Origin of the sequence: Halopenitus sp. POP-27 (assembly GCF_029889855.1) — an archaeon.
Taxonomy (GTDB): domain Archaea; phylum Halobacteriota; class Halobacteria; order Halobacteriales; family Haloferacaceae; genus Halopenitus; species Halopenitus malekzadehii.
On record NZ_JARANU010000014.1, the window covers coordinates 14,545 to 37,520 of the forward strand.

Annotated in this window: 22 protein-coding genes and 1 pseudogene; 11 read left to right on the plus strand and 12 right to left on the minus strand. The window is 67.5% G+C overall.

Annotation, left to right across the window (positions count from 1 at the left end; genetic code table 11):
* The first annotated feature begins 27 nt into the window (after window positions 1-27).
* The 7 genes from OQF70_RS09565 to OQF70_RS09595 all read left to right on the plus strand — a co-directional run bounded on the left by OQF70_RS09565 (window position 28) and on the right by OQF70_RS09595 (window position 7,819).
* Window positions 28-291, plus strand: coding sequence for an NADH-quinone oxidoreductase subunit J (locus tag OQF70_RS09565; protein WP_092814128.1), 264 nt, complete (start codon window positions 28-30; stop codon window positions 289-291).
* On the plus strand, window positions 288-680 hold the full coding sequence (locus OQF70_RS09570) for an NADH-quinone oxidoreductase subunit J (RefSeq protein WP_321166942.1): 393 nt from the start codon (window positions 288-290) through the stop codon (window positions 678-680). The genes OQF70_RS09565 and OQF70_RS09570 overlap by 4 nt, the downstream gene beginning before the upstream one ends.
* Before the next feature lie 2 nt (window positions 681-682).
* A complete protein-coding gene (nuoK, locus tag OQF70_RS09575; RefSeq protein ID WP_218143024.1) occupies window positions 683-985 on the plus strand; it encodes an NADH-quinone oxidoreductase subunit NuoK in 303 nt (100 codons plus the stop codon).
* A 1-nt stretch (window position 986) separates the two neighbouring features.
* Window positions 987-3,038, plus strand: coding sequence for an NADH-quinone oxidoreductase subunit L (gene nuoL, locus OQF70_RS09580; RefSeq protein ID WP_280537256.1), 2,052 nt, complete (start codon window positions 987-989; stop codon window positions 3,036-3,038).
* Window positions 3,035-4,558: a NuoM family protein gene (locus tag OQF70_RS09585; RefSeq protein WP_280537257.1), complete on the plus strand. Its 1,524-nt coding sequence runs from the start codon at window positions 3,035-3,037 to the stop codon at window positions 4,556-4,558. The genes nuoL and OQF70_RS09585 overlap by 4 nt, the downstream gene beginning before the upstream one ends.
* Complete coding sequence (locus tag OQF70_RS09590; RefSeq protein ID WP_280537258.1) at window positions 4,558-6,123, plus strand: NADH-quinone oxidoreductase subunit N; 1,566 nt, start codon at window positions 4,558-4,560, stop codon at window positions 6,121-6,123. Before OQF70_RS09585 ends, OQF70_RS09590 begins: the two co-directional genes overlap by 1 nt.
* Before the next feature lie 82 nt (window positions 6,124-6,205).
* A complete protein-coding gene (locus OQF70_RS09595; RefSeq protein WP_280537259.1) occupies window positions 6,206-7,819 on the plus strand; it encodes a bifunctional oligoribonuclease/PAP phosphatase NrnA in 1,614 nt (537 codons plus the stop codon).
* Between the two features lie 33 nt (window positions 7,820-7,852).
* Here OQF70_RS09595 and OQF70_RS09600 read toward each other — a convergent pair whose 3' ends face one another.
* On the minus strand, window positions 7,853-8,206 hold the full coding sequence (locus OQF70_RS09600) for a MarR family transcriptional regulator (protein WP_092814143.1): 354 nt from the start codon (window positions 8,204-8,206) through the stop codon (window positions 7,853-7,855).
* A 25-nt stretch (window positions 8,207-8,231) separates the two neighbouring features.
* Window positions 8,232-9,035, minus strand: a complete 804-nt coding sequence (locus OQF70_RS09605) for an NRDE family protein (RefSeq protein ID WP_280537260.1) — start codon at window positions 9,033-9,035, stop codon at window positions 8,232-8,234.
* A 151-nt stretch (window positions 9,036-9,186) separates the two neighbouring features.
* Between OQF70_RS09605 and OQF70_RS09610 the strand changes: the two genes are divergently transcribed.
* Entirely contained in the window at window positions 9,187-9,531 is a 345-nt protein-coding gene (locus OQF70_RS09610; protein ID WP_280537261.1) for a glutaredoxin domain-containing protein, read from the plus strand.
* Window positions 9,532-9,710: 179 nt separating this feature from the next.
* Complete coding sequence (locus OQF70_RS09615) at window positions 9,711-10,280, plus strand: hypothetical protein (RefSeq protein ID WP_092814149.1); 570 nt, start codon at window positions 9,711-9,713, stop codon at window positions 10,278-10,280.
* A 179-nt stretch (window positions 10,281-10,459) separates the two neighbouring features.
* Here the strand turns inward: OQF70_RS09615 and OQF70_RS09620 are convergent, their stop codons facing one another.
* The 5 genes from OQF70_RS09620 to OQF70_RS09640 all read right to left on the minus strand — a co-directional run bounded on the left by OQF70_RS09620 (window position 10,460) and on the right by OQF70_RS09640 (window position 14,870).
* A complete protein-coding gene (locus OQF70_RS09620; RefSeq protein WP_280537262.1) occupies window positions 10,460-11,479 on the minus strand; it encodes a presenilin family intramembrane aspartyl protease PSH in 1,020 nt (339 codons plus the stop codon).
* The gene (locus OQF70_RS09625) at window positions 11,476-11,706 is read right to left on the minus strand and encodes a Gar1/Naf1 family protein (RefSeq protein ID WP_280537263.1); all 231 of its coding nucleotides are present in this window, start codon (window positions 11,704-11,706) and stop codon (window positions 11,476-11,478) included. Before OQF70_RS09625 ends, OQF70_RS09620 begins: the two co-directional genes overlap by 4 nt.
* Window positions 11,703-11,987 (minus strand): signal recognition particle subunit SRP19, encoded by a 285-nt coding sequence (srp19, locus tag OQF70_RS09630; RefSeq protein WP_280537264.1) that lies wholly within the window; start codon window positions 11,985-11,987, stop codon window positions 11,703-11,705. Before srp19 ends, OQF70_RS09625 begins: the two co-directional genes overlap by 4 nt.
* Window positions 11,988-12,085: 98 nt before the next feature.
* Window positions 12,086-13,525 (minus strand): ATP-binding protein, encoded by a 1,440-nt coding sequence (locus OQF70_RS09635; RefSeq protein ID WP_280537265.1) that lies wholly within the window; start codon window positions 13,523-13,525, stop codon window positions 12,086-12,088.
* Window positions 13,526-13,721: 196 nt separating this feature from the next.
* The gene (locus OQF70_RS09640) at window positions 13,722-14,870 is read right to left on the minus strand and encodes a PGF-CTERM-anchored ABC transporter substrate-binding protein (protein ID WP_280537266.1); all 1,149 of its coding nucleotides are present in this window, start codon (window positions 14,868-14,870) and stop codon (window positions 13,722-13,724) included.
* 59 nt (window positions 14,871-14,929) lie between these two features.
* Between OQF70_RS09640 and btuC the strand changes: the two genes are divergently transcribed.
* A complete protein-coding gene (gene btuC, locus OQF70_RS09645) occupies window positions 14,930-16,036 on the plus strand; it encodes a vitamin B12 ABC transporter permease BtuC (protein WP_280537267.1) in 1,107 nt (368 codons plus the stop codon).
* A gap of 26 nt (window positions 16,037-16,062) precedes the next feature.
* Window positions 16,063-17,421 carry a heme ABC transporter ATP-binding protein gene (locus tag OQF70_RS09650; RefSeq protein WP_280537268.1) on the plus strand — a complete coding sequence of 453 codons (1,359 nt, stop codon included), beginning with the start codon at window positions 16,063-16,065 and terminating at the stop codon, window positions 17,419-17,421.
* Between the two features lie 4 nt (window positions 17,422-17,425).
* Here the strand turns inward: OQF70_RS09650 and OQF70_RS09655 are convergent, their stop codons facing one another.
* From OQF70_RS09655 to OQF70_RS09675, 5 genes and pseudogenes are all read right to left on the minus strand, one after another.
* Complete coding sequence (locus tag OQF70_RS09655) at window positions 17,426-17,932, minus strand: hypothetical protein (RefSeq protein WP_280537269.1); 507 nt, start codon at window positions 17,930-17,932, stop codon at window positions 17,426-17,428.
* 8 nt (window positions 17,933-17,940) lie between these two features.
* Window positions 17,941-18,504: a hypothetical protein gene (locus OQF70_RS09660; protein ID WP_280537270.1), complete on the minus strand. Its 564-nt coding sequence runs from the start codon at window positions 18,502-18,504 to the stop codon at window positions 17,941-17,943.
* Between the two features lie 108 nt (window positions 18,505-18,612).
* Window positions 18,613-19,266, minus strand: a complete 654-nt coding sequence (locus tag OQF70_RS09665; RefSeq protein ID WP_280537271.1) for a metal-dependent transcriptional regulator — start codon at window positions 19,264-19,266, stop codon at window positions 18,613-18,615.
* A gap of 118 nt (window positions 19,267-19,384) precedes the next feature.
* On the minus strand, window positions 19,385-20,095 hold the full coding sequence (locus OQF70_RS09670) for a phosphoglycerol geranylgeranyltransferase (protein WP_280537272.1): 711 nt from the start codon (window positions 20,093-20,095) through the stop codon (window positions 19,385-19,387).
* A 254-nt stretch (window positions 20,096-20,349) separates the two neighbouring features.
* A pseudogene (locus OQF70_RS09675) lies at window positions 20,350-22,944 on the minus strand (DNA topoisomerase); the annotation flags it as partial.
* Window positions 22,945-22,976 lie beyond the last annotated feature (32 nt).

Consider the following 22,976-nt stretch of genomic DNA (forward strand, 5'->3'; position numbering starts at 1 on the left):
AAAGGTATCTCATAGGAGTCACACACAATGGTCCTTGACACCATCGCGTTCGCGCTGTTCGCCCTGGTTACGTTGGCGTGCAGCCTGGGCGTCGTCCTCGCACGGGACGTCTTTCACGCGTCCCTGCTTTTGGGCGCCGCCCTGTTGAGCGTCGCGGTGCATTACGTGATGTTGCAGGCGGAGTTCATCGCTGCGATGCAGGTCCTCGTCTACGTCGGCGGGGTCCTCATCCTCATCACGTTTGCCGTGATGCTCACGCGTACCGACGACCCGGAGGTGAGTAGCGTATGAGTGATAACCCGGACACACGCGAACGTGGCGGGCCCGACGAGTACGACGTTGCAGACCGGGGGCTCGTCCCCGGCCTGGCGTCGCTGCTGTTGTTCGGCGTCCTCGCCGTGACGATCCTGAACGCCGACTTCGGCACACCCGCCGGCCTGGAGGCCGGCGACTACGGGATCACCCACGGCATCGGGTTCGCACTCTTCAACATCGACCTCGGGGCGTTTGCGGGGTCGACTGAGGGATTCCTCGCGGCCTTCTTCATCGTCGCGATCACCCTCGATGTCGCGATCGACGGCGCGTTGTACCTCGCGAAGCGCGAGTCCGACGGCTCGATCGTCTCGGCCGTCGGCGGCGCGTTCTCCCGCGGCCGCAAGGCCGGGGAGGGAGGTGACTGACCGTGGTCGCCCCCGAATACTACCTGCTGTTGGCCGCTGCCGTGTTCTGTATCGGCCTGTTCGGCGTCCTTACCCGCCGGAACGCCCTGTACTTCCTGATGAGCGTCGAGTTAATGCTGAACGCGGCAAACATCAACTTCGTCGCGTTCTCCTCGTACTACGGCGACCTCACGGGACAGGTGTTCGCGCTGTTCGTGATCGCGCTCGCGGCCGCGGAGGTCGCGATCGGGATCGGCATCATCCTGGTGTTGTACCGCAACTTCGGCGTGACCGACGTCACCGTTCCGCGGGAGATGAGGTGGTAAGATGGTAGATGCCTTCGCCTACGTTCCAGCGATCGTCGTATTGCCGTTCGTCTCGTTCCTGGTCGCGCTCGCGTTCGGGAAGTATCTCCCCAAAGGCGGCGCGTTCGGCGGGATCGCGGCGACGGCGGGATCGTTCCTGCTGTCGCTGTGGGTGCTCGTCACCGTCGCCGGCGGCGGCCAGCACACCGAGACGCTGTACACCTGGGTCTCGACCGACGGAGTCGCCGGCGGGATCGGGCCCCAGGAGATCGAACTCACCTTCGGCGTTCTGATCGACCCGCTGTCGGCGCTGATGCTCGTCATCGTGACGCTCATCGCCACCCTCGTCCACGTGTTCTCGCTCGGCTATATGAACGACGAGGGCGAGCGGGACCTCCCGCGCTACTACGCCGGACTCGGGCTGTTCACGGCGTCGATGCTCGGGTTCGTCGTCGCGGACAACCTGCTGATGGCGTTCATGTTCTTCGAGCTGGTCGGCCTCTGTTCGTACCTGCTCATCGGCTTCCACTTCCGGGAACCGGGACCGCCGTCGGCGGCGAAGAAGGCGTTCCTGGTCACCAGGTTCGGTGACTACTTCTTCCTGGTCGGCGTCGTCGCCGTGTTCGCGACGTTCGGGACCGCCTCCTTCGTCGGGTCGGAGTCGTTCCCCGTCCTCGCCGAGCACGCGCTCAACGGGGAGTTCGACGCGTGGACGCCGTTCGGGCTCGACGTCGGGACGTGGTTCACCGCCGTCGGTCTGCTCGTGCTGGGCGGCGCGATCGGCAAGTCCGCGCAGTTCCCGCTGCACACGTGGCTGCCCGACGCGATGGAGGGTCCGACGCCGGTCTCCGCGCTCATCCACGCCGCGACGATGGTCGCGGCCGGCGTCTACCTCGTCGCTCGGATGTACGGCTTCTACGTGCTGACGCCGACGACGATGGCGATCATCGCGTTCGTCGGCGGCTTCACCGCGCTGTTCGCCGCGACGATGGGGCTCGTCAAGGAGGAGCTCAAGCAGGTGCTCGCGTACTCCACCATCTCCCAGTACGGGTATATGATGCTCGCGCTGGGCGCTGGCGGGTACGTGGCCGCGGTCTTCCACCTGATGACCCACGCCTTCTTCAAGGCCCTGCTGTTCTTGGGTGCCGGCGCGGTCATCATCGCGATGCACCACGAGGAGAACATGTGGGAGATGGGCGGCCTCAAGGAGAAGCTTCCCGTCACCTACTGGACGTTCGTCGCCGGCTCGCTCGCGCTCGCGGGGATCTTCCCGTTCGCCGGCTTCTGGTCGAAGGACGAGATCCTCTATGAGGCGCTGGTCCACGGCCTGAACGAGCCGCTGCTTTTGGGCGCGTGGGCGATGGGGCTGCTCGCGGTCCCCGTCACCGCCTTCTACACGTTCCGGATGGTCTTCCTCACCTTCCACGGCGAGCCCCGGACCGACACCGCGCGTGACCCGCACCCGGTTCGATGGAACGTCAAGGGACCGCTCACGGTCCTCGGCGTTCTCGCGGTCGTCGCGGGCGCGGTCAATATGGTGCCGGTCCAGAAGGTGCTTGGTCTCGAGGGGATCGACTTCCTCCATCTGTGGCTCGACGGCCACTACGGCGGCTTCTCGGAACTCACCTCACACCACTACGCGGATCTGGGGCCCTACAGCTCCGGATACATCGCCGGCGGCGAGGTGCCGACCGTGCTGATCGGCGCGGGCGTCTCGCTGGCGCTGGCGCTTGGCGGGCTCGGACTCGCCTGGAAGCTCTACAACGTTCCGGAGCCGGCCGAGCACACGGCCGCCCTCGGCGGCATTAAGACCGTACTGTACAACAACTACTACCAGGACGAGCTGCAGGTCCGGATCGCCCAGGTGACCGCCGGCGTCGCAAGCGTCGCGGACACGTTCGACCAGGGTGTCATCGACGGCGTCGTCAACGGCGTCTCCTCGGTGAGTCTGGTCTCCGGTGACCGGATCCGCCGCGTGCAGACCGGCGTCGTCACCCACTACGCCGCGCTGCTCACGCTCGGTGTGACCGGGCTGATTCTCGTCCTCGGCGTTCTCGGAGGGTGGTTCCTGTGATCATCGAAGCACTCATCGCATTCACGTTCGTGAGCGCGATGGCGGTGCTGCTCGCTCCCGACGAGTGGGCCGGCCGCCTCGCGTTCGCGCTCAGTCTGGTTCCCTTCCTGGGGAGCCTCTTCCTGTGGGCACGGTTCGACGGGAGCGGCAACGCCCTCACCGGCGGCGAGCTCGCGTTTGAGACACAGATCGACTGGATCGACGTCGGCGGCTACACGATCCAGTGGTTCGTCGGCCTCGACGGGATCAGCCTCCCGCTCGTCGTCCTGACGGCGTTCCTGGTGCCGCTGGCGATCGTCTCGGCGTGGACGCCGATCGACGAGCGCCAGAGCCAGTTCTACGGGCTGATCCTCTTCATGGAGGCGAACCTGATCGGCGTGTTCGCCGCGCTGGACTTCTTCGCGTGGTTCGTCTTCTGGGAGGCCGTCCTGCTCCCGATGTACTTCCTCATCGGGGTCTGGGGCGGTCCGCGCCGCAAGTACGCCGCGATCAAGTTCTTCGTGTACACGAACGCGGCGTCGCTCGTGATGTTCCTCGGGTTTATGGCGCTCGTGTTCAGCCTGCCGGTCGAGACCTTCGGCCTTCCCGAGGTCACACAGTCGATCGCGGCCGGCGAGCTCGGGTCCTTCTACGGGATTCCGGCGGAGACGATCGGGCTCATCTCGTTCGTCGCGATGTTCGCCGGCTTCGCCGTGAAGGTCCCGATGGTGCCGGTTCACACCTGGCTGCCGGACGCCCACGTCGAGGCGCCGACGCCCGCGTCGGTGCTTTTGGCCGGCGTCCTCCTGAAGATGGGGACCTACGCGCTGCTCCGGTTCAACTTCACGATGTTGCCAGAGCAGGCGAGCGCGCTCGCGGTTCCGATCGCCGCGCTCGCGGTGATCTCGGTGCTATACGGCGCGATGCTCGCGTTGGCCCAACAGGACCTCAAGCGGATCGTCGCGTACTCCTCCGTCTCCTCGATGGGGTACGTCATCCTCGGACTGATCGCCTTCACCGTCTACGGCGTCGGCGGCGCGACCTTCCAGATGGTCGCTCACGGGCTCATTTCCGGGCTGATGTTCATGGCGGTCGGGGTCATCTACAACGCGACCCACACCCGGATGGTGACGGACATGTCCGGACTCGCCGACCGGATGCCGGTCGCGGTGTGGATCCTCGTTGCGGGCGCGTTCGCGTACATGGGACTGCCGCTTCTGGCCGGCTTCGCCGGCGAGTTCTACGTCTTCGTGGGCTCGTTCGGCTCGCCGGTCGCGAACGGGCTGATGCCGGTCTTCACGGCGCTTGCGATGTTCGGCATCGTGATCGTCGCCGGCTACCTGCTGTTCGCGATGCAGCGGACGCTGTTCGGCCCCTTCCGGCTCGACACCGACTACGAACTGGGCCGGGCCCCGCGTCGGGAGACGCTCCCGCTCGCGGCGCTGCTCGTCGCCATCATCGTCCTCGGCATCGCCCCGGATCTGTTCTTCGAGATGATCCGTGAGGCGGTCGTTCCCGTGGTCGAAGGAGGTGTCAACTGATGAGCATCATACAGTCGTCGACGCTCGAACCGCTCGCGGCCCTGCCCGCACAGACAGGCGGGGCGCCGCTCCCCGAGTGGACGGCACTCGGCCCGATCCTCGCGCTCGTCGCGACGGGGCTGCTCCTGCTGGGCTGGGACACCGTCTTCCCGAACCGGCGGACGAACACCGAGCTCTCGGTCATCGCGGCGGTCGGCGCGCTGGTCACGCTGGCGCTGTCCGGCTGGTACCTCGCGGCCGGAACCGGACAACCGGCAACCGGCGGCGCGATCACCCTCTTCGCTGAGGCGATCACGATCGACGGGCTCGCGCTGTTCTTCACCGCGATCGTGGCCGTCGTGACGGCGCTCGTCGCCGTCGCCAGCCGCGATTACCTGGACGACCACGAGACGCCGGGCGAGTTCTACTCGCTCGTCGTCCTCGCGGCGGCAGGGATGGCGCTGTTGGCGTCCGCGAGCTCGCTGGCGACGATCTTCGTCGCGCTCGAGATGGTCTCGCTACCCTCCTACGCGCTCGTCGCGTACCTCAAGGAGGACCGAGGCAGCGTCGAGGCCGGGATGAAGTACTTCCTCGTCGGGGCCGTCTCCTCGGCGATCTTCGTCTTCGGCATCTCGCTCGTCTACGCCGCGACCGGCTCGCTGGTCCTGAGCGACGTCGCCGCCGCGTTCGGCGACCTCGACGATCTCGCCGGCGTTGCCGGCGTCGGCGTGGTGATGATGATCGCCGGGTTCGCGTTCAAGACTGCCTCCGTCCCCGTCCACTTCTGGGCGCCGGAGGTCTACGAGGGCGCGCCCGCACCCGTGAGCGCGTTCCTCTCGTCGGCCTCGAAGGCGGCCGGCTTCGCGGTCGCCTTCCGGGTGTTCACCGAGGCGTTCCCGATCGCGGACGCCGTGGCGGTCGGCATCGACTGGCCGCTCGTCTTCGCCGTGCTCGCGGTCCTCACGATGACGCTCGGAAACTTCGCGGCGGCCGTTCAGACCGAGGTCAAGCGGATGCTGGCGTACTCCTCGATCGGCCACGCCGGCTACGCGCTCATCGGCCTCGCCGCGCTGTCGGCCGGCGGCAGCCACAACGGCGCCGTGATGGGTGCCTCGATGGCGCACCTGTTCGTCTACGGCTTTATGAACACCGGCGCGTTCCTGTTCATCGCGATGGTCGAGCGCTGGGGCGTCGGCCGGACCTTCGAGGACTACGCTGGCCTCGGTTCGGTGGCCCCGATGGCTTCCGTGGCGATGACGGTGTTCATGTTCTCGCTTGCGGGGCTGCCCCCGTTCGGCGGGTTCTTCTCGAAGTACTTCCTGTTTGCCGGCGCCGTCTTCAACGGCTTCTGGTGGCTCGCCGCGATCGGCGCGCTCAACAGCGTGCTCTCGCTGTACTACTACAGCCGCGTCGTGAAGGCGCTCTGGATCGAGGAGCCGACGGACGCGCTGTCGGCGGTGGACTCGCGACCGACCGCGCTTTACGGCGCCGTGATCGTCGCCGCGGTCGCGACCGTGGTCGTGCTGCCCGGCTTCGGGCCGGTCATCGAGACCGCTGAGGCCGCCGCCACGGCGCTGTTCGGCTGAGCTGACAGCCGTCCACCATCTCCCGGACGGCACGTTTCTCGGACGGCACCGTTTTATCCGCGGGTCCCACAGAACCGGTGTAATGGTTCGGCGCCTCGTGTTGGGTTGTAGCGGCGTCGGGCACACGCTCATCGAACATGCCCGGCAGCGCCGCGGCGACGTCTACGTCATCACCGACGACACCGGCTGGGTGACGACGCTTCGGGAGTCGAACGTGCCGGCGACGGAGGCCGATCCCGCCGACGCGACGGCCTATCCCGAGCGTGCCGACGTCGTGGTGTGTGCGGCCGACGACGCCGACCGGAACCTGGCGGCTGCCCGCACCGCACGCCGAGCGTATCCGGCGGCAACCCTGATCGCGTACGTGGGCGTCGAGGCCGACGCCGCAACCCGTGAGTTGATCGTGGCGACCGTCGATCGCTGTATCGATCCCGTGTCGTCGCTCACCCAGCGCGTGTTGGAGGTTGTCGATGCGGACGCCGACGAACGCATCGTCTCGCTCGTTGAGACCATCCGGTCGCTGTCGGGGCCGCTCGCGGTGGTCACACACGACAACCCCGATCCCGACGCCATCGCAGCGGCGATCGGACTCACACGCGTCGCCGACGCCGTGGGCGTGGACGCCGACGCCTGCTACGGCGGTGAGATATCCCATCAGGAGAACCGCGCGCTCGTCAACTTGCTCGACATCCGGTTGCGGCACCTTGAATCGGTGGACCTCGCCGATTACGGTGGGATCGCGCTCGTCGACCATTCGCGTCCGGGGATCAACGATAGCCTTCCGACGGACACCGATGTCGACATCGTGATCGACCACCATCCCCCCCGGGGGCCAGTCGAGGCGCGGTACATCGATGTCCGGCCGGACCTCGGCGCGACGAGCACGCAGATCGCCCAGTATCTCGACCGGCTCGGGATCGAGCCCGATGAACGGATCGCGACCGCGCTGCTGTACGGGATCCGGATCGATACGCGGGACTTCACGCGAGAGGTGGCGATCGCGGACATCGAGGCCGCCGCAGCGATCCTCGGGGCGGCCAACGTCGAGACGCTCGAACGCGTCGAGACGCCGACGGTGAGCCCCGAGACGTTCGAGACGCTCGCGCGGGCGATCCGCGAACGCGAACTCGAGGGGTCGGTCGTCGCCTCCTGTGTCGGCGAGATCGCCGACCGGGACACGCTCTCGCAGGCCGCCGAACGGCTCCTCGATATGGAGGGCGTCACCGTCACCTTCGTCTACGGCTTCCTCGACGACACGATCTACGCCTCCGCGCGGGCCCGCGGGGCCGACGTCGATCTGGGCGAGACCCTTCGGGACGCGCTCGGCCAGATCGGGTCGGCCGGCGGTCACGCGGATATGGCCGGCGCACAGATCCCGCTTGGCATCCTCGGCGCGGTGGAGGGTGATTCGACCGACTCGCTCGTCGATGTCGTTCGCGAGAGCATCTCCGGTCGATTCTTCGAGACGATCGCCGACGCTCCGGCCCCGCCGACGGCGGACGTCGACCTTGCCAGGGTGCCGGCCCCCGCCGACGAAGGCGGGGAGCACGGAGAGTCTGATGCGGAGGCCGCCGTCGTCGGGGATGGAAGTGAGGACGGTGCCGATGAGGATGCGAACGTCGACAGCGAGAATTCGGACGTGGGCGGCGGGAATTCGGACGTGGACGGCGAGAATCCGGACGCCGACTCGGAGTGATCCACCCCAAGTGATTCGGCTCCGCGGTGGTCGTCAGTACTCCTCGTAGGCGAGGTTCATCATCCACTGGGAGAACGCATCGGACTGGGGGTCGATCTCCTCCTCACCGATGAACGGGGAGAGTATATCGCCCGCCATCAACAACGAGAAATCGAGATCGCGCGCGCTCGGCTCGAGGAAGTAGGTGTTGTGTCCATCATAGACCGTCTCCTCACGCTCGATGAGGTCTGCTTCCGCCAGCGCTTCGGCGATGCGGCTGCCCTTTCGCGAGGAGACGTCGAGTTCCTTCCAGAAGTCGCTCTGATGGATGCCGCCGGTCTCGCGGATGAGCTCGAGTCCGGCGCGTTCATCCGCCGAGAGATCGGCCTCGAGTTCGGACACGCTCATACCCGTCCGTGGGCCCGCGACTCGCTTAAAGGTGGCTTTCGCCGCCCGCGTTCGCGGTCGCCTCGGCGAACCCCGGCGGAACGGCGATCGGATCGTAGGCGGCCGTACACGGCGGGCCGTCCGCATACCGGAACGCCGGATCGTCCCCGGTTCGGACGAGGGTACTCGATCGAGTGCCGAACGTCTCGCCGTGTATGCAGACGTCGACGTCGTGGTCGCCGAGCGTCTCGCCGAGCCGATCGAGCCATGCGGTCGCCGACTCGCCGGGCTTGGGGCGGGCCCGCTCGGCCATCGCACGCGCCGACGTCCGCTGTCGGGTTCCGGCGTCCGATCGTCGGTCTGGGATCGCGAACCGTGGGCGCCCGTTGATCACGCCGCCGACGTTGCGGAGGACGTGCACCCCGGGATCGAGCCGCCTCACGCGCAGCCGGCCGTCGTTGACGAGGAGGAACGCGGCGGCCGAGTCGGCAAGAACCAGCGAGAAGCCGGCGTATGACCGGCCGTGATCCTCGATCTCGGCACGAACGTGAGAAACTGCCTCCCGGGCGGTGGCACGGTCGAGGCAGTCGTCGACCAACAGCCCTCTGGACCGGTCCCCGTCGATCGGTGTCGCGAGCCAGCGGTTGGTGAGCAGGACGTACAGGCCCGTCTCAGTCAGCCCCATCCACGTGCCGCCGGCCTCCCGGTCCCGCGGCGCGATGACCGCCGGCGACCGGTCGGGGCGGAGCTGTGGCGGCTCGGCGGGACGGTCCAGCTGCTCGTCCCTGTTCGCCCCGGCAGCGATCGGCGTTCCCGGGAAGACGTGCCAGGCGAGTGCGAGCGTACACACGTCGTGTCCTCGACGGGCAACCGGCAAAAACCGTCCGGTGGATCCGGGCGTCCCGCCCGGGTCCGCGTCCTCGCTTCGGGGTCCCGGGACCGACACGGTCCGCGTCGCCGACAGCGCAACCTCTTTGGCTCACGGCGACGTACCCGGTGGTATGACGTTCACACCCGACAGCGAGGCCACGAGCGAGGAGGTCGAATCCCGCGTCGCCGAGACGATCGCGGACAACGACGTCGTGCTCTTCATGAAGGGAAACCGGTTGATGCCCCAGTGTGGCTACTCCAAGCGCGCCGTCGCGCTGATCGCCGACCACGTCGACGAGTTCGAGACGGTCGACGTTCTGCCGGCGCTGCCGGAATACCGGGCGGCGCTGTCGGAGCGCAGCGAGTGGGAGACGATCCCCCAGACGTTCGTCGACGGCGAGTTCGTCGGCGGTAGCGACGTGCTCGCCGAACTCGAGGAGCGCGGTGAACTCGCCGATGCGCTGACGACGACGTAGTTCGACGCCCGCCGAGATTCGATCGTGGTGAGTAGTCACCGTGGTACCTCTCCATCCCGCTGCAGTCCCCGGATCCAGCAAAGGGTAGACCCTATAAGGCTCGGTCCCCTACCGATCAGCAGGTACAGTCGCAGTGTCGGCGCTGTGACGAACCATCATCCATTCCCCCCATTTCAATCATGTCAGGCTGCGTGTTCCGACTCCATTCGACGCTCGAACTGCCACTCGAGGACGTAGAGGATCACTTCGACAGCGATCCGGAGCTGCCCCCGGAGATCGACGATGTCGAGATCACTCGCCGCAACAACACGCTGATACTCAAGGCCGTCTCCGACGACGAGAGCATCAGCAAGTATACACCGACCGCCCAGCTCAAGGCGTCGGTCACCGAGACACGGGTCTACGAGGAGGAACCGCCGCGGGCCGGCGGTCCCCAGTGGATGGACGATGAGGAGGAGGAGATTCCCTCCGAACTCGTCGAGTTCGCCTGTTTCAAAGGCGACCGCGAGACGGTGTTACAGAACACGGCGCTGCAGTATCCGATGTTCCTCGTGTTGCGTGACATCGCGCTGAAGGCCGAAAAGGGAACGCTCACGGCGATCACCAACACTGATGACGAACTCCACGCGACGCGGATCGTCGAGGGCGAGGAACGGCCCGCCACCGTCGAGGTCGTCGAAAACCCGCAGGGCAACGGCGAGGGCAGCGGCGGCGTCAACTGGCGCGACAACGAGTTCATTTCCGAGTAGCGATCCCGAAACCGCGGTACCGTCGTCGGTTCGTCGAGTCGTCCGCCCCGTTCACTGACTCACAGCCACGGGTTCCGTCCCCCGAGCACGGACACAGTACTTCGACCGTCGTCAGTCCTCGGAAGAGTTTCGTCTCCTGAAAAGTTTCGTCTCCGGAGCGGTCGTCTCCCCGAAACGCCTCACACGACTCCGGCGATCCCGAGCGCCTCGAGGAGCGGCACGCCGGCGGCGATCGACCCGAGTACGTAGCCGCCGATGGCGCCGCCGTTCAACAGCGGGAGGCCGGCGTGCGCCCGGCCGCGAAGCACCCACCGGAGCAACACGACCAGCCCGAGAAAGACCCCGCCCATCGCGAACAGCGCCGGGAGGTTGAGGCCGACGATCGGCACGTCCAGGCTCGCTGCCGGCGAGAACCTCGCCGCGCTCGCGACCAACACCGCCGGAATGACCGCATCGCCCAAGCCGATGAAGAAGGCGTCGCGACCCTCGTCGTCGGTGGTGGCGGTATCGCCGGCATCGGTGGCGTCGGCGTCGCGATCGATGTCGGCATCGACCTCGGCGTCGGCATCGGTCTCGTCGACCGTGTCCCCGTCGTCGTGAACGTCCGCCGCGCCGGAGAAATCGTCCGCGAGCAACGAGTAGGACAGCGACAGCGGGATCACGAGGATGACGGGAATCCGCAGGTCCATCACCCCTTCCGCCAGCGAGAGCATGTGCTCGGTCCCGTAGACCGAGATCGCGTCGTAGACGGCCAGCACGCTCAACAGCAGCAGGGCCGGCAGGATGCCGAAGGAGATGCCGAACAGTCCCGCCGCGCCGGCGCCCATCAACACGCCGGCGACGTCGATCACGTACCACTCGGGGTGGACGAGCAGCGCGATCGACACCGCCACAGACAGGCCGATCGCAAGCACCGGGGGCACGAGCGCGGCGAAGACGTACCACGCCAACAGGCCGGCGCTGCCGACGATCACGTACCGGACCAGCTGGTCGAGTTCGAAGCGGAACGCCGCAAGCATCAGTCCGGTCGCGACCAGGATCGCGGCGATGTATGCGAGGGAGTTCGTCGGATCCTGGGGGTTCTCGACGGGTTGGTAGCCCTGTTCGACGAACTCGGGAACGAGCACGAGCGCCCCGAGCTGCACGAGGAGGAACAGGAGGACGGCCACCGCCATCCCGCGGAGCTCGCGTGGCGTCATCGGGCGTACAGCGTCCCCCCGACGAGCGCGGCGAGCGTGATCCCGTCGTTCGGCGTCACCGCCACGTAGGGGCGGTCGACCGGGCCGAACACGTCCACCACGCGCCCGACGGTCGACAGCGAATCGTCGATCACGACCTCGCCGATCGACGGCGGATCCTCGCCGTCCCCGCCGCGAGCGATCGCCAGTCCCTGCGCCGTTCGCACGACGCTGCCGACGCGTTTCACGAGTCGTCCCGCAGGAGGCCGACGTAGGCGGCGACGGCCTGCACGAGGTCGTTCTTCGTCGTGTCCTCGGTGCCCTGTGCGAGGACCCGCCCGCGCGGTTCGTACTCGCGGGAGTAGGTGACGTCGCGTTCGATCACGGCGTCGTAGCCGATCTGCTGGACCGCCTGGGCGATCTCGTCGACGGTCGGGTTCGACAGCGCCTCCTCGGCGGCGACGCGGCGGCCCTTCGAGCGGGACAGCTCCGCGTCGAGGTAGGCGGGATAGATGACGTTCTCGACCATATCGATCCGCCGGGCCCGGCCCGTAAGGTCGTTTCGACTGCCGAGACGCGAGGGGAGGTGGGACGGACACACGGACGGAAACGGGACGACGGAACCGGTTAGCGCGAACGTCGCGGCGCCGGATCCCCGTCGTCCTCCGCGTCCCTCGGATCGGAGAGCGCGTCGACGACGTCATCGACGCCGAACAGGCGGAGATCGTCGCGGTCCGCGGCTGCTTCTTCGACGGATGCGGTGAATCCACTTCGCGAAAAGAGTGCGTACCGTTCAGTGCGCTCGCTGCCGTCTCGAGGCGACCAGCGAAGCGCGTCGGCGTGTGACTGAAGCGACGCCAGCGCGTCGTAGCTGAGCGGCGACTGTTGGAACTTGCATTCACCGACGATCAGCGTCTCTCCGACGGTCAGCCCGACGACGTCGATCTCGTGTTCGCCGTACCACCATCCACCGACGTCGGCGATCGTGTACTCGGGATAGAGGGATCGGAGCGCGGACCCACAGAGGTCCTCGAACGACCGGCTCAGGAAGTCCGGGAGCGCCGGTTCGATGAGCGCCTCGAAGGCGTCGGCACCCAACCCCGCGTACCGGTCGCCGGTTCCGTAGACGAATCGGAACCAGAACCTGAAAAACGGGTCCCGGATCCGGTACCGACTGCGTTTGCTCCGCTCCTTCCGTTCCGTCACCGGGACGTGCTGGCCCACGAGCCGGAGCCTATCGAGTCGACCGAGGTACTTCGAGAGCTGGTTGTAGTCAATTCCGGTCGCCCCGGCGATCTCGTTCCGGGTGGTGTTTCCGCCGGCGATCGCCTCGAGGATCGAGAAGTACCGCGTCGGCTCCGTGAGTTCCATTCGGAGAACGTAATCGGGTTCATCGTGCAGCGTGCCGTGTCGTGAGAGGATGGTCCGCTGGACGGTCTCCGCGAGCGACGTCTCGGCAGAGACCTCCTCGAGGTAGTAGGGAACGCCGCCGAAGATGCCCCACGTCCGTACCTTGTCGGTCGGCGAGAACCCATCGTCGAAAAACGACATCGCGGCGTCGAAGGGGAGCTGTCCGACGTCGAGCGTGAGCGACGATCGACCGTAGAGCGGACTGTTGCCGAGGAGCGCGGCCTCCTCCATCATACTGATCGATGACCCGACGAGAACGAACGTTGCGGCCGAATCGTCGAGCTCGTGATCGAACATCGCTTGGAGCACGGACGGAAGGCTCTCGTCCTCCGCGATGAGGTACGGAAACTCGTCGAGAACGACGATCGCGTCCTGATCGGCGAGATAGCCCAAGACCGCCTCCCAGTCCTCCCTGATCCGCGTCACTCCCGGATACGTCTCCGCCGCCGTTTCGATGAACTGTTCGAGCTGGAGCGCGCTCGTCTTCTGTTTCGCCTGATACACCACAGCGTCGTCGATCCCCTCCAGTGACTCCCTGACGAGCGCCGTTTTTCCGAGTCGACGACGGCCGAATATCACCGCGAGTTCGGCTTCACTCGAGTCGTAGCAATCCCGGAGCCGAGCCAGTTCCTCGGTTCGATTCACGAACGTGGCCATATCGCGTCATCGGCGGCGACCGGGATAGCCCTTCCGATGATCGTACTTCAAAGTATCATACTTTAAAATATGATACTCTGAAGTATCATACTTTGAAGTATCATCTTGGTCCGGACGGCAGCGCCGATCGGCGTGTCACGATACGGCGATGCACGACCAGCCGACGTCCCGTCACCGGTCACATCCCCGGGATCGGCTACTCACGCCCGCCGCCGCGGGCGCGGGCCACGAGCGCCGTCGCGATCAGCGCGACCGTGGCGACGACCGGTCCGAACCCGGGCGTCTCGTTGCTCGTGGCCGTCCCGTTGTCGTCGTCACCGTCCTCGGTCGCGGGAGCCGTGGTAGCTGGAGTCGCGGTCGCGGCGCCCTCGGCCGTCCGATCAGCCTGGAGCTGTGCCGAGACGTTCTCGACGGTGTAGACCACGCTCCGTGGAGCGGGCTGGTTGACCCATTGGACGTCGACGTGGATGGTGTTGTTCTCACGACCGGCGGTCGTGAGGGAGTACGGTTCCTCGTTGACGATGTCGGTGTCGCGGTCGGTGATCAGGAGATACTTGGGGTCCAGCTGAAGAACCACCTCATCGGAGAGCTGGGGATACCCCGTGTGATTTCGAGCCGCGACGTTCTGGGCGCCCGCCACCGAGAGCATCTCCGAGATGAACGTGTCGCCGGCGGCGACGTACCCACTACCGAGGGGATAGAGGATCGTCGGGCGTTCGTCCGCCGCGACCGAAAGTTGTGACTCCTCGACGCGTTCGTTCATCCAGGCGTTCGTCTCGGCGGCCCCTTCGCAGTTACCCGTGAGCCGGCCGATCGTCGTCGTCTTGTCGGCGATGTCCTCGATGGTATGGGCTCGCGGCAGATGGAAGACCGGGAGTCCCACTCGTCGGAGCTTAGCGAGCTGGTCACTGTCGGTCGAGTTCGGGACCAACACGAGGTCGGGCTGAGTTCCCTGAACCTTCTCGATCGAGACGCCGAACTCCGAGGAGACGTCCCTCCGTTCCTCTGCACCCTCCAAATAGGACGCATACCGCGTTACCCCGACGACCTGCTCCCGGCCGCCGATCTCCCACATCGTCTGGGCGGCCGAGGGGTTCGTCGTCGTCACGCGCTCGGGGCGCTCCTCGAGCCGGAGCGTCTCCCCGGAGGCGTCGGTCAGCTCGACGGGAAACGAACAGGCGTCGGCGTCGGTCTCGGCGTCGGCGCCGGCGCCGGCGTCCGCGGTGGCCGTCTGCAGCTGTGCCCCGTCCACGGTCGGCGATCCCTGTGCTGCGACGGGCGCCGCGACCCCGGCACACAGGAGGACGGCGACGAGGCTCGCGACGAGTATCGATCGTGGTCGCATGGCGGTCCTCGGCCGTAGCCCAATAAATATTTACCTACTGCAAGCCGGTTTGAGAACGAATGAGGGTCGCGGCGCGGACGGCGAGCTGGTGTCTGGGACTGGCGGGGCTGCTCGCCGCCGCCGTCACGGTCAGCGCCGCGCTCGGCCCGGTTCGGGTCCCGCCCGTCGAGGTCACGAAGGTGCTGTTGAACGCGCTCGCCGTGCCGGTCGGCGCGGAGGTCGGGATGCGTTCGATGCCCGGTCCCCTGTTCGTGCCCGCGATCGAGTTGCGCTACGTCTCGCCGTTCGCGTATCCAGTCGCGGACCTCCACCGGCAGATCGTCGTCGCGATCCGCCTGCCCCGGATCCTGCTTGCGGCGGTCGTCGGCTTTGCGCTTGCGGCGGCGGGAACGGTGATGCAGGGGTTCTTCCGGAACCCGATGGCCGACCCGTCGATCATCGGCGTCTCATCGGGGGCCGCGGTCGGCGCCGTCGCCTTCATCGTCGCGCCGGCGATGCTCCCCGGGTGGCTCCACTGGATGGGGCTGCAGGGGATGGCCTTCCTCGGCGCGCTCGCGGCAGCCTTCGGCGTCTACGCGATCGCGACGCGGAACGGCCGCACCCCGGTCGCGACCCTCCTGCTTGCGGGGGTGGCCGTCCAGACGTTCCTCGGCGCGGTCGTCTCGTACCTCCAGCTACAGGCCGAGGAGAGCCTCCGACAGGTCGTCGGGTGGCTGATGGGCCACCTCGCGGGCGCGAGCTGGGCGGAGGTACGCGTCACGCTCGTGGTCGTGCCGGTCCTGTTCGCGGTCCTGCTCGTGTACGCTCGCGACCTCAACGTCCTCCTGCTCGGCGAGGAGGAGGCACGCGGACTCGGGATCGCCGTCGAGCGCACGAAGCGGATCCTGCTGGGCGTCTCCGCGCTGATCACGGCGGCCGGCGTGGCCGTCACCGGCGTGATCGGCTTCGTCGGCCTGATCGTGCCCCATATGCTCCGGCTCGTCGTCGGACCCGACCACCGGATCCTCCTCCCGACGGCCGCCCTGGCGGGGGGCTCCTTCCTCGTGATCGCGGACACGGTCGCCCGGATCGGCAGCGCCGAGCTCCCGGTCGGCGTGGTGACCGCCGCGGTGGGCGCGCCCTTCTTCCTGTTCCTGCTCCGGAAGCGGGAGGTGCACGAGCTGTGAGCCGGGGTCACGGAGTCCGGGCCGAGATGAACGACGAGGTGGACGCCGACGACGGGTCGGATGTCGGCGACCAGTCGAACGCCGATGACGAGGCGAACGCCGACGACGCGCGACCGTACCTCGAGGCGACTGACGTGACCGTCTCCATCGGCGGCGCGACCGTGCTCGAGGGAGTCGATCTGGCGGTCGAGGCGGGCTCGTTCCTCGGCGTGGTCGGGCCCAACGGCGCCGGCAAGACCACGCTCCTGCGCACGCTTCGGGGCAGTCTGGCGCCGGACCGCGGTCGCGTCCGCGTCGACGACGAGGACCTCACGAACCGCTCCGCCCGGGCGGTCGCCAGGCGCGTGGCATCGGTGCCGCAGGACACCGTCCTCTCGTTCGACTTTTCGGTCGAACAGGTCGTCGGGATGGGCCGAACCCCCCACCGATCGCGGTTCGCGACCGCGGACGCGGCCGACCGCGAGGCCGTCGCCGACGCGATGGCGACGACCGACACCGCGCGCTTTGCGGATCGCTCCGTCGGGACGCTCTCGGGCGGGGAGCGCCAGCGCGTGCTGCTGGCCCGCGCGCTCGCCCAGGAGACCCCCGTGCTCCTCCTTGATGAGCCCACCGGTAGCCTCGACGTCAACCACACCGTCGAGACCCTTGCGCTCGTCCGCGATCTCGTCGAGGCGGGGAAGACGGTCGTCGCCGCGATCCACGACCTCAACATCGCGGCGCGGTACTGCGACGAGCTCCTGCTGCTCGCGGACGGACGCGTTCGGTCGGTCGGCACCCCCGAAGCCGTCCTCTCCGAGCCCGCCCTGCGGGACGCCTTCGACGCCCGGACCGTCGTCACCGAACAGCCGGGATCGACCGCGCCGCTCGTCACCGCGCTGCCCGACCACGACCCGGACGCTGCAAGCCGCCGCGTTCACGTCGTCGGCACCGGACAGCAGGCGGCGACCGCGGTCGGCGTCCTCGTCGCGGCCGGCCACGAGGTGAGCGTCGGCGTCGTCCCGGCGGGCGACGCGGCCGCCGAACGCGCTCGCGAGATCGGCGCCGACCCGGTCACCGTTCCACCCTTCGCCGGGGTGTCGGACGACGCCGCTGCGGCCGCCACCGACCGCGCCGCGGCGGCCGACGTGACGGTCGTGGTTGGCCCCCCGGCAACCGACAATCACCGGGTCGCGACCGTGCTCCCGGACTCGCGGCGCGTCGTGATCGACGCTCCCGGGATCGAGGGACGGGAGGCGTCTCTCGAGGGACTCGGCGACGCCATCGAGCTGATCGGAGCAGGGAAGGAAAGCGGTGCAGGTGACGCGGATGAGGCGGATGGGGTTGAGAGGACGGACGGGATGGAGGAGGGAAAGGCGGATCAGGCGAATCGAACGAACGATCGATGACCCGTCACCGGATCGCTTCGTCGGGAACTGACGGTTGACCGTCAGTCCACTCGAGCGCATTGAGCAGGACGACGAGGTCATCGAGTCGCTGATCGAAGACGTTCAGCGGGTGTTCATCCCGGAACGTCGCCGTCGCTCGTTGGATCGTCTCATCACGATGATCGATCTGAAAGTGGCACGGGCCCAGATCGGGATGGGTCTCGTCCTGGTGCCAGCCGATCAGCAGGTCCCGCTCCGACTCGATCCACTGGATCGCGTAGTAGTCGTGTTCGGCGGTCGCCGGGAAATCGAAAGACACCTGCAGTTCCACCGTGTCGATGGGATACGACTGGCCGAGGAACCCCGACGGGGAGAGGGCGGCTCGGACGCCGACCTTGTTTCCGGAGGAGGTGTGATACCACACCTGCTCGATCGGGGAGTCCGCTGCGGGAACCTGCGTCCGGAGTTGGTTGTGCAACCGGCCCAGAAGCGTCCGTTTGTCGAGGTTCGCCCGATTCGCGAGAAAGACCATCGATCCCCCTACTGTGAGAGCGAAACCGAGGTGTTCGAGGGACCGTCCCATTCGGGTGAAAGCGAGCGCGCATCGTCGTAGAGTTCGAGTGCGTGAGCAACCAAGCGCTTGTTGTCCGCATACCGCTCCCACTCGCGAAGCACGCGGTTGCGTTCACGGATCGATTCGCCGTCGAGGTCGGCGTCAACATCGGCGATCGTCGCTTCCAACTCCGACCGGGAGCTGACGCCGTATTCGGCCTTCCACTCGTCGATCGCCGTCTGGATGGCCGCGACCTCCTCACGGAGTTCCTCGCGGGTATGGTCGTTTATCAACTCCGTCACCGCCGTGAGATACCGTCGTTGGTAGTTCGGCGCGTACTTCGTATGTCCGTCGTCTCCCTCGAAGGCGTGGATTTGCCCGAACTCGACGAGCATCTCCAGTTCGTCCTTCGCCGTTTGCCACGAGGAGACCTGGGCCTGATCGCGAATCCACTCCACGGACCGCGGTTGTGTAAGCGTCGTCGCGATCTTCCTGACACGCTCGCGGGCTGAGAGATCGTGGCTCCACGAGGTGAGGCCGGACTCGGGCATACGTGCTGGTAGTCTTCGACATCTATTATATCTTTGGAGCGATCTCGAATATACGAGATTCAGGGTCGGAACACGGGTTGCTCCGTTCCTCGGCGCGACCGACCACGCTCACCGTCGCCGAACGCGGATCGACGTCGCGACCGACTCCGGGAGGCTCTGTTCGCCGTCCGGCGTCCGAACAGTGACCATCCCGAAAGGGGCGACGTCGACGACATCGAGCTCGGTGTCTGGCGTGATCCCGGCGTCGGCGAGGTACTCGAGCTCGTCCTCGTCGCGGTCGGACACGCGGGCGACGACGACGGTCTCGCCGGCCTCACAGTCGGCGAGACGGACCGAGTCGTCGGTGACCGGCTCGAGGTCGGCGCCGGGGATGGGGTCGCCGTGGGGGTCGACCTCGGGGTCGCCCAGCGCCGCGGCCACCCGCCGCTCGAACGCCTCGGAGATGTGGTGTTCGAGCCGGTCGGCCTCCTCGTGGACCTCGCTCCAGTCGTAATCGAGCTGCTCGGCGAGGAACGCCTCGATCAGGCGGTGATGACGGATCACCTCGAGCGCGACCGCCTCCCCCTCCGGTGTGAGCTCGACGCCGGTGTACGGTTCCCGCTCCAGGAGCCCGCGCTCGGCGAGCTTGCCGAGCATGTCGGTGACCGTCGGCGCCGTTTTGTCGACCTCCGCGGCGATCGCCGAGGTGGACACCGGCGGACCGTCCTCGGTCTGGAGGACGTAGATCGCCTTCAGATAATCCTCCATCACGTCGCTGAGCATCGATCCGGTGTTGCGGATCGGCGGGGAAATAGCTACGGATCCGTCCGGTCGGAATCGGTCCGGTCGTCCACTCCGCGGCGACCGCCACCGCCCTCACTCCGCGGCGACCACGATCGGATCACTCCGCGTTCGCGTCGCGAGCGCCCTCGACGGTCTCCCGAACCGCGTCACAGCCCTCCTCGTGGAGGAGGTCGCCGACGACGACGACGTCGGCGTGAGCGCCCATCTCGTTGGCAGTCTCGTAGTCGTGGACGCCGCCGCCGTAAAAGAGGGTGGCCGAGTCGAGCGCGTCGGCCGCGGCGGCGACGGTTTCGGGGTCGCCGAAGGTGCCGGAGTACTCGAGGTAGACGATCTCCTGGCCGAACATCTTCTCGGCGATACGGGCGTAGGCGGTCACGTCATCCGCCGTGAGATCACAGTCCGCGTCGGTGTACTCGGCGACGGACGCCTCCGGGTTCAACACGATGTACGCCTCGGTGGTGGTACGGTCCCAGTCGAGGCCGTCCTCGATGCGCACCCACTCGGCGTGGGCGCCGACGATCCAGAAGGGGTCGGCGGCGTTGAACACAGTGGGGATGAGGTAGCCGTCAAGCGCCGGCGAGTCGACGACGACGGCCGGGTTCGACGGCTCCTGATACAGGGCGACGTCCTGGTCCGCGCAGGCGTCGATCACGCGTTGCATCTTCTCCTCGGTCATCCCGAGGGTCCCCCCGATCTCGATCGCGTCCGTTCCGGTTGCGGCGACGTCCTCGAACGTCTCGTCCCCGTACAGCTCCTTGTCGGGATCGACTTTGAGAACGTGATCCCACTCCGCCCACGGATTCGTCATTATACGGAGCCACACCGGCGCGATGTAAAAAGCAAGCGATGACTCGGTTCGACTGGCCGGGACAGATGGGATCCGGACGCCGGTCGCCGTCGACGGACGCCGTCGCCGATGGCCGGTCTCGTCGCCGACTATTGGCCGGTCACGTCCGAGACGATGTCCTCGAGGATCTCCTCCTCCTCGTCCGGCCCCGCTTCCGTCGCCTCCGCTTCGTCCTCGCCGGTGTCGGCGTCGGAATCATCGGTTGCCGTCCCGACGTCGGGGTCCGCCTGCCACTCGCGAACCGTGTCGGCGCCGACGCCGTCGACACGCTCTGCGAGGTCGTCCGCGTCGGCGGTTGCGAGCGCCTCGACGCCGTCGACCCCGGCGTCAGCCAGCTTCTCCGCGGTCTTCTCGCCGATCCCGTCGATCGCCTGGAGCTCGGAGCCGTGCTCGCGGGCCTGGAACTCCCGGTAGTTGCAGATCGGACAGCCGAGCTCCCAGGGCTCATCGCCCGAGTGGACCCGGAGGTGTGGCAGGTCGTGTTCCTCGCAAGTCTCGTCGGTGATCTCGATCTCGCCGCGGCGCGGAAGCGGCAGCGAGTACTCACAGTCGGGATAGCGCGTACACCCGACCAGCCGGGAGCCGGAGCGGAGCTGCTTGATCGCGAGCTCTCCTCCCTCGGTGTCGCCACACTCCGGACAGTCACCGATGACCGTGTCCTCGGTCGCGTCCGCCTCGTCGGCCTGACACTGCGGGCAGCCGTGGACGAACGTCTTCCGCCCGGCGAGCATCTTCACGTGGTGGAGGTCGTGGTCCTCGCAGGTCTCCTCGAGGATGAGCGGCTTGCCCGTCGAGGGCAGCGGGAGCGTGTACTCGCAGTCGGGGTAGCCGTCACACCCCACGAAGTGGGAGCCGTACCGGGACTTCCTGACGAGCAGGTCGGCGCCGCACTCGGGACACGGACCCAGCCGCTTGTCCGCCTTGAGCGACGTCCGGAGGTGGTCGCCGACCTCCTCGCGGGAGTCGCCGAGTTCCTCGAAGACGGCCGACAGCACCTCGCGTGATTCGGCGGTCACGTCCTCGTAGTCGGCCTCGCCGGCGGCGATCGCCTGCATGTCCGCCTCGAGCTGGGCGGTCATATCCTCGGAGACGATCCGGTCGGCGAACTCCTCGGCGGCCTCGACGACCGCCTCCGCGAGCTTGGTGGGTCGGGGCGGGTCGTTCTCGATGTAGCCGCGGTCGTAGAGCTTCTCGATCGTGTTGTGTCGGGTCGCCTTGGTCCCGACGCCCCGCGACTCCATCTCCTCGATGAGCCGGGACTGGCCGTACCGCCGCGGGGGCTGGGTCTCCTTGCCCTCGAGCTCCCGGTCGGTCAGCGCGAGCTCCTCGCCGACCTCGACGTCGGGAACGATCGTCTCGCTCGAGGACCGATAGGGGTAGACGTCGTGGTACCCCGGCTCGAGCAGGCGCTTGCCGTTCGCCTTCAGCCGGAGCCCGCCGTCGGCCGCCAGGGAGGGTTCCTGTCCGGACTCCGCCGCTTCGGGGTCCCGAAGGGCGGATCGGGAATCGGCCCCGGCGGCGATCGCGGTCGCCTCGCCGTTCGCGAGCGCGACCACGCGGAGGTGCTCCCAGGTGGCCGCCGGCGCGCAGGTGGCGAAGAAGCGGCGCACGACCAGCTCGTAGACCTCCCACTCGTCGTCGGAGAGGTCCGACGCCGCGGGGATCTCGCCGGTCGGATGGATCGGCGGGTGGTCGGTCGTCTCCTCGTCACCCTCGGTCGGCTCGATCTCCTCTCGGTCGAGCAGCGCATCGGCGTCGTCGCCGAAACCGGTGTCGAGGAAGGCTTCGAGCAGCTCGCGCGGGTCCAGGTCGTCGGGGTAGACGGTGTTGTCGGTCCGCGGGTAGGTGACGTACCCCGCGGTGTACAGGTCCTCGGCGATCGACATCGCGCGCTGGGCGCCGTACCCCAGAGATCCGGCGGCGCGGATGAACTGCGTCGTGTTGAACGGCGCCGGCGGGTCGTCGGTGCGGGTTCGTCGTCGGACGTCGTCGACGGCCGCACCGTCGGCCGCATCGAGGGCCCGCGAGAGGGTTTCGGCGGCGTCCTCGTCCCAGATCCGGTCCGCCTCGTTGCCGTCGGCGTCCAGCAGGAAGTAGCTCGCCTCGAAGGGGTCGCCGCCGGATTTGGTGAGGTTCCCCGACAGCTCCCAGTAGGATTCGGGGTCGAACGCCTGGATCTCGCGTTCCCGGTCGACGATCAGCTTGAGCGTCGGGCCCTGCACCCGGCCCACCGAGATGAAGTCGTCGCCGAGTTGGCCCGCCGACAGCGAGAGGAACCGGGTGAGCGCGGCACCCCACATCAGGTCGATCACCTGTCGGGCCTCACCGGCGGCCGCCAGGTCGAAATCGAGCTCGTCGGGGTTCGCGAAGGCGTCCTTCACCTCGTTCTCGGTGATCGAGGAGAACCGGACGCGGTCGATCGGGGCGTCCTCGTTCACCTTGCGGACGAGCTCGTAGGCCTCCTTGCCGATCAGCTCGCCCTCGCGGTCGTAGTCGGTCGCGATGACCACACGGGAGGCGTTGCGCGCGAGCCGCCGCAGCGCGGCGACGATGCCCTCCTGGGTCGGCTCCTTGCTGACCGGGGCGTCGATCAGCTCGACGGGCTCGACGTCGCGCCAGTCGTTGTACTCCGCCGGGAAGTCGACCCCGACGACGTGGCCCGACAGGCCGATACAGCGCTTGCCGCCCCACTTGTAGACGTTCACGCCGTTCACCCGGTCGGATTCGGCGGACTCCCCGCTGAGGACGTCCGCGATCCGCCGGGCGGCGTTGTCCTTCTCCGTGATGATCAGTTCGGGGCCGCGACTCATTGCCGGCAGGTAGGCAACTGCCTCGCGTAAAC

Coding starts and splice junctions, on each gene's coding strand:
- OQF70_RS09565 (WP_092814128.1), top strand. CDS start 28: ATGGTCCTTGACACCATCGCGTTCGCGCTGTTCGCCCTGGTTACGTTG.
- OQF70_RS09570 (WP_321166942.1), top strand. CDS start 288: ATGAGTGATAACCCGGACACACGCGAACGTGGCGGGCCCGACGAGTAC.
- nuoL (WP_280537256.1), top strand. CDS start 987: ATGGTAGATGCCTTCGCCTACGTTCCAGCGATCGTCGTATTGCCGTTC.
- OQF70_RS09590 (WP_280537258.1), top strand. CDS start 4,558: ATGAGCATCATACAGTCGTCGACGCTCGAACCGCTCGCGGCCCTGCCC.
- OQF70_RS09595 (WP_280537259.1), top strand. CDS start 6,206: ATGGTTCGGCGCCTCGTGTTGGGTTGTAGCGGCGTCGGGCACACGCTC.
- OQF70_RS09600 (WP_092814143.1), bottom strand. CDS start 8,206: ATGAGCGTGTCCGAACTCGAGGCCGATCTCTCGGCGGATGAACGCGCC.
- OQF70_RS09610 (WP_280537261.1), top strand. CDS start 9,187: ATGACGTTCACACCCGACAGCGAGGCCACGAGCGAGGAGGTCGAATCC.
- OQF70_RS09615 (WP_092814149.1), top strand. CDS start 9,711: ATGTCAGGCTGCGTGTTCCGACTCCATTCGACGCTCGAACTGCCACTC.
- OQF70_RS09620 (WP_280537262.1), bottom strand. CDS start 11,479: ATGACGCCACGCGAGCTCCGCGGGATGGCGGTGGCCGTCCTCCTGTTC.
- srp19 (WP_280537264.1), bottom strand. CDS start 11,987: ATGGTCGAGAACGTCATCTATCCCGCCTACCTCGACGCGGAGCTGTCC.
- OQF70_RS09635 (WP_280537265.1), bottom strand. CDS start 13,525: ATGGCCACGTTCGTGAATCGAACCGAGGAACTGGCTCGGCTCCGGGAT.
- OQF70_RS09640 (WP_280537266.1), bottom strand. CDS start 14,870: ATGCGACCACGATCGATACTCGTCGCGAGCCTCGTCGCCGTCCTCCTG.
- btuC (WP_280537267.1), top strand. CDS start 14,930: ATGAGGGTCGCGGCGCGGACGGCGAGCTGGTGTCTGGGACTGGCGGGG.
- OQF70_RS09650 (WP_280537268.1), top strand. CDS start 16,063: ATGAACGACGAGGTGGACGCCGACGACGGGTCGGATGTCGGCGACCAG.
- OQF70_RS09655 (WP_280537269.1), bottom strand. CDS start 17,932: ATGGTCTTTCTCGCGAATCGGGCGAACCTCGACAAACGGACGCTTCTG.
- OQF70_RS09660 (WP_280537270.1), bottom strand. CDS start 18,504: ATGCCCGAGTCCGGCCTCACCTCGTGGAGCCACGATCTCTCAGCCCGC.
- OQF70_RS09665 (WP_280537271.1), bottom strand. CDS start 19,266: ATGCTCAGCGACGTGATGGAGGATTATCTGAAGGCGATCTACGTCCTC.
- OQF70_RS09670 (WP_280537272.1), bottom strand. CDS start 20,095: ATGACGAATCCGTGGGCGGAGTGGGATCACGTTCTCAAAGTCGATCCC.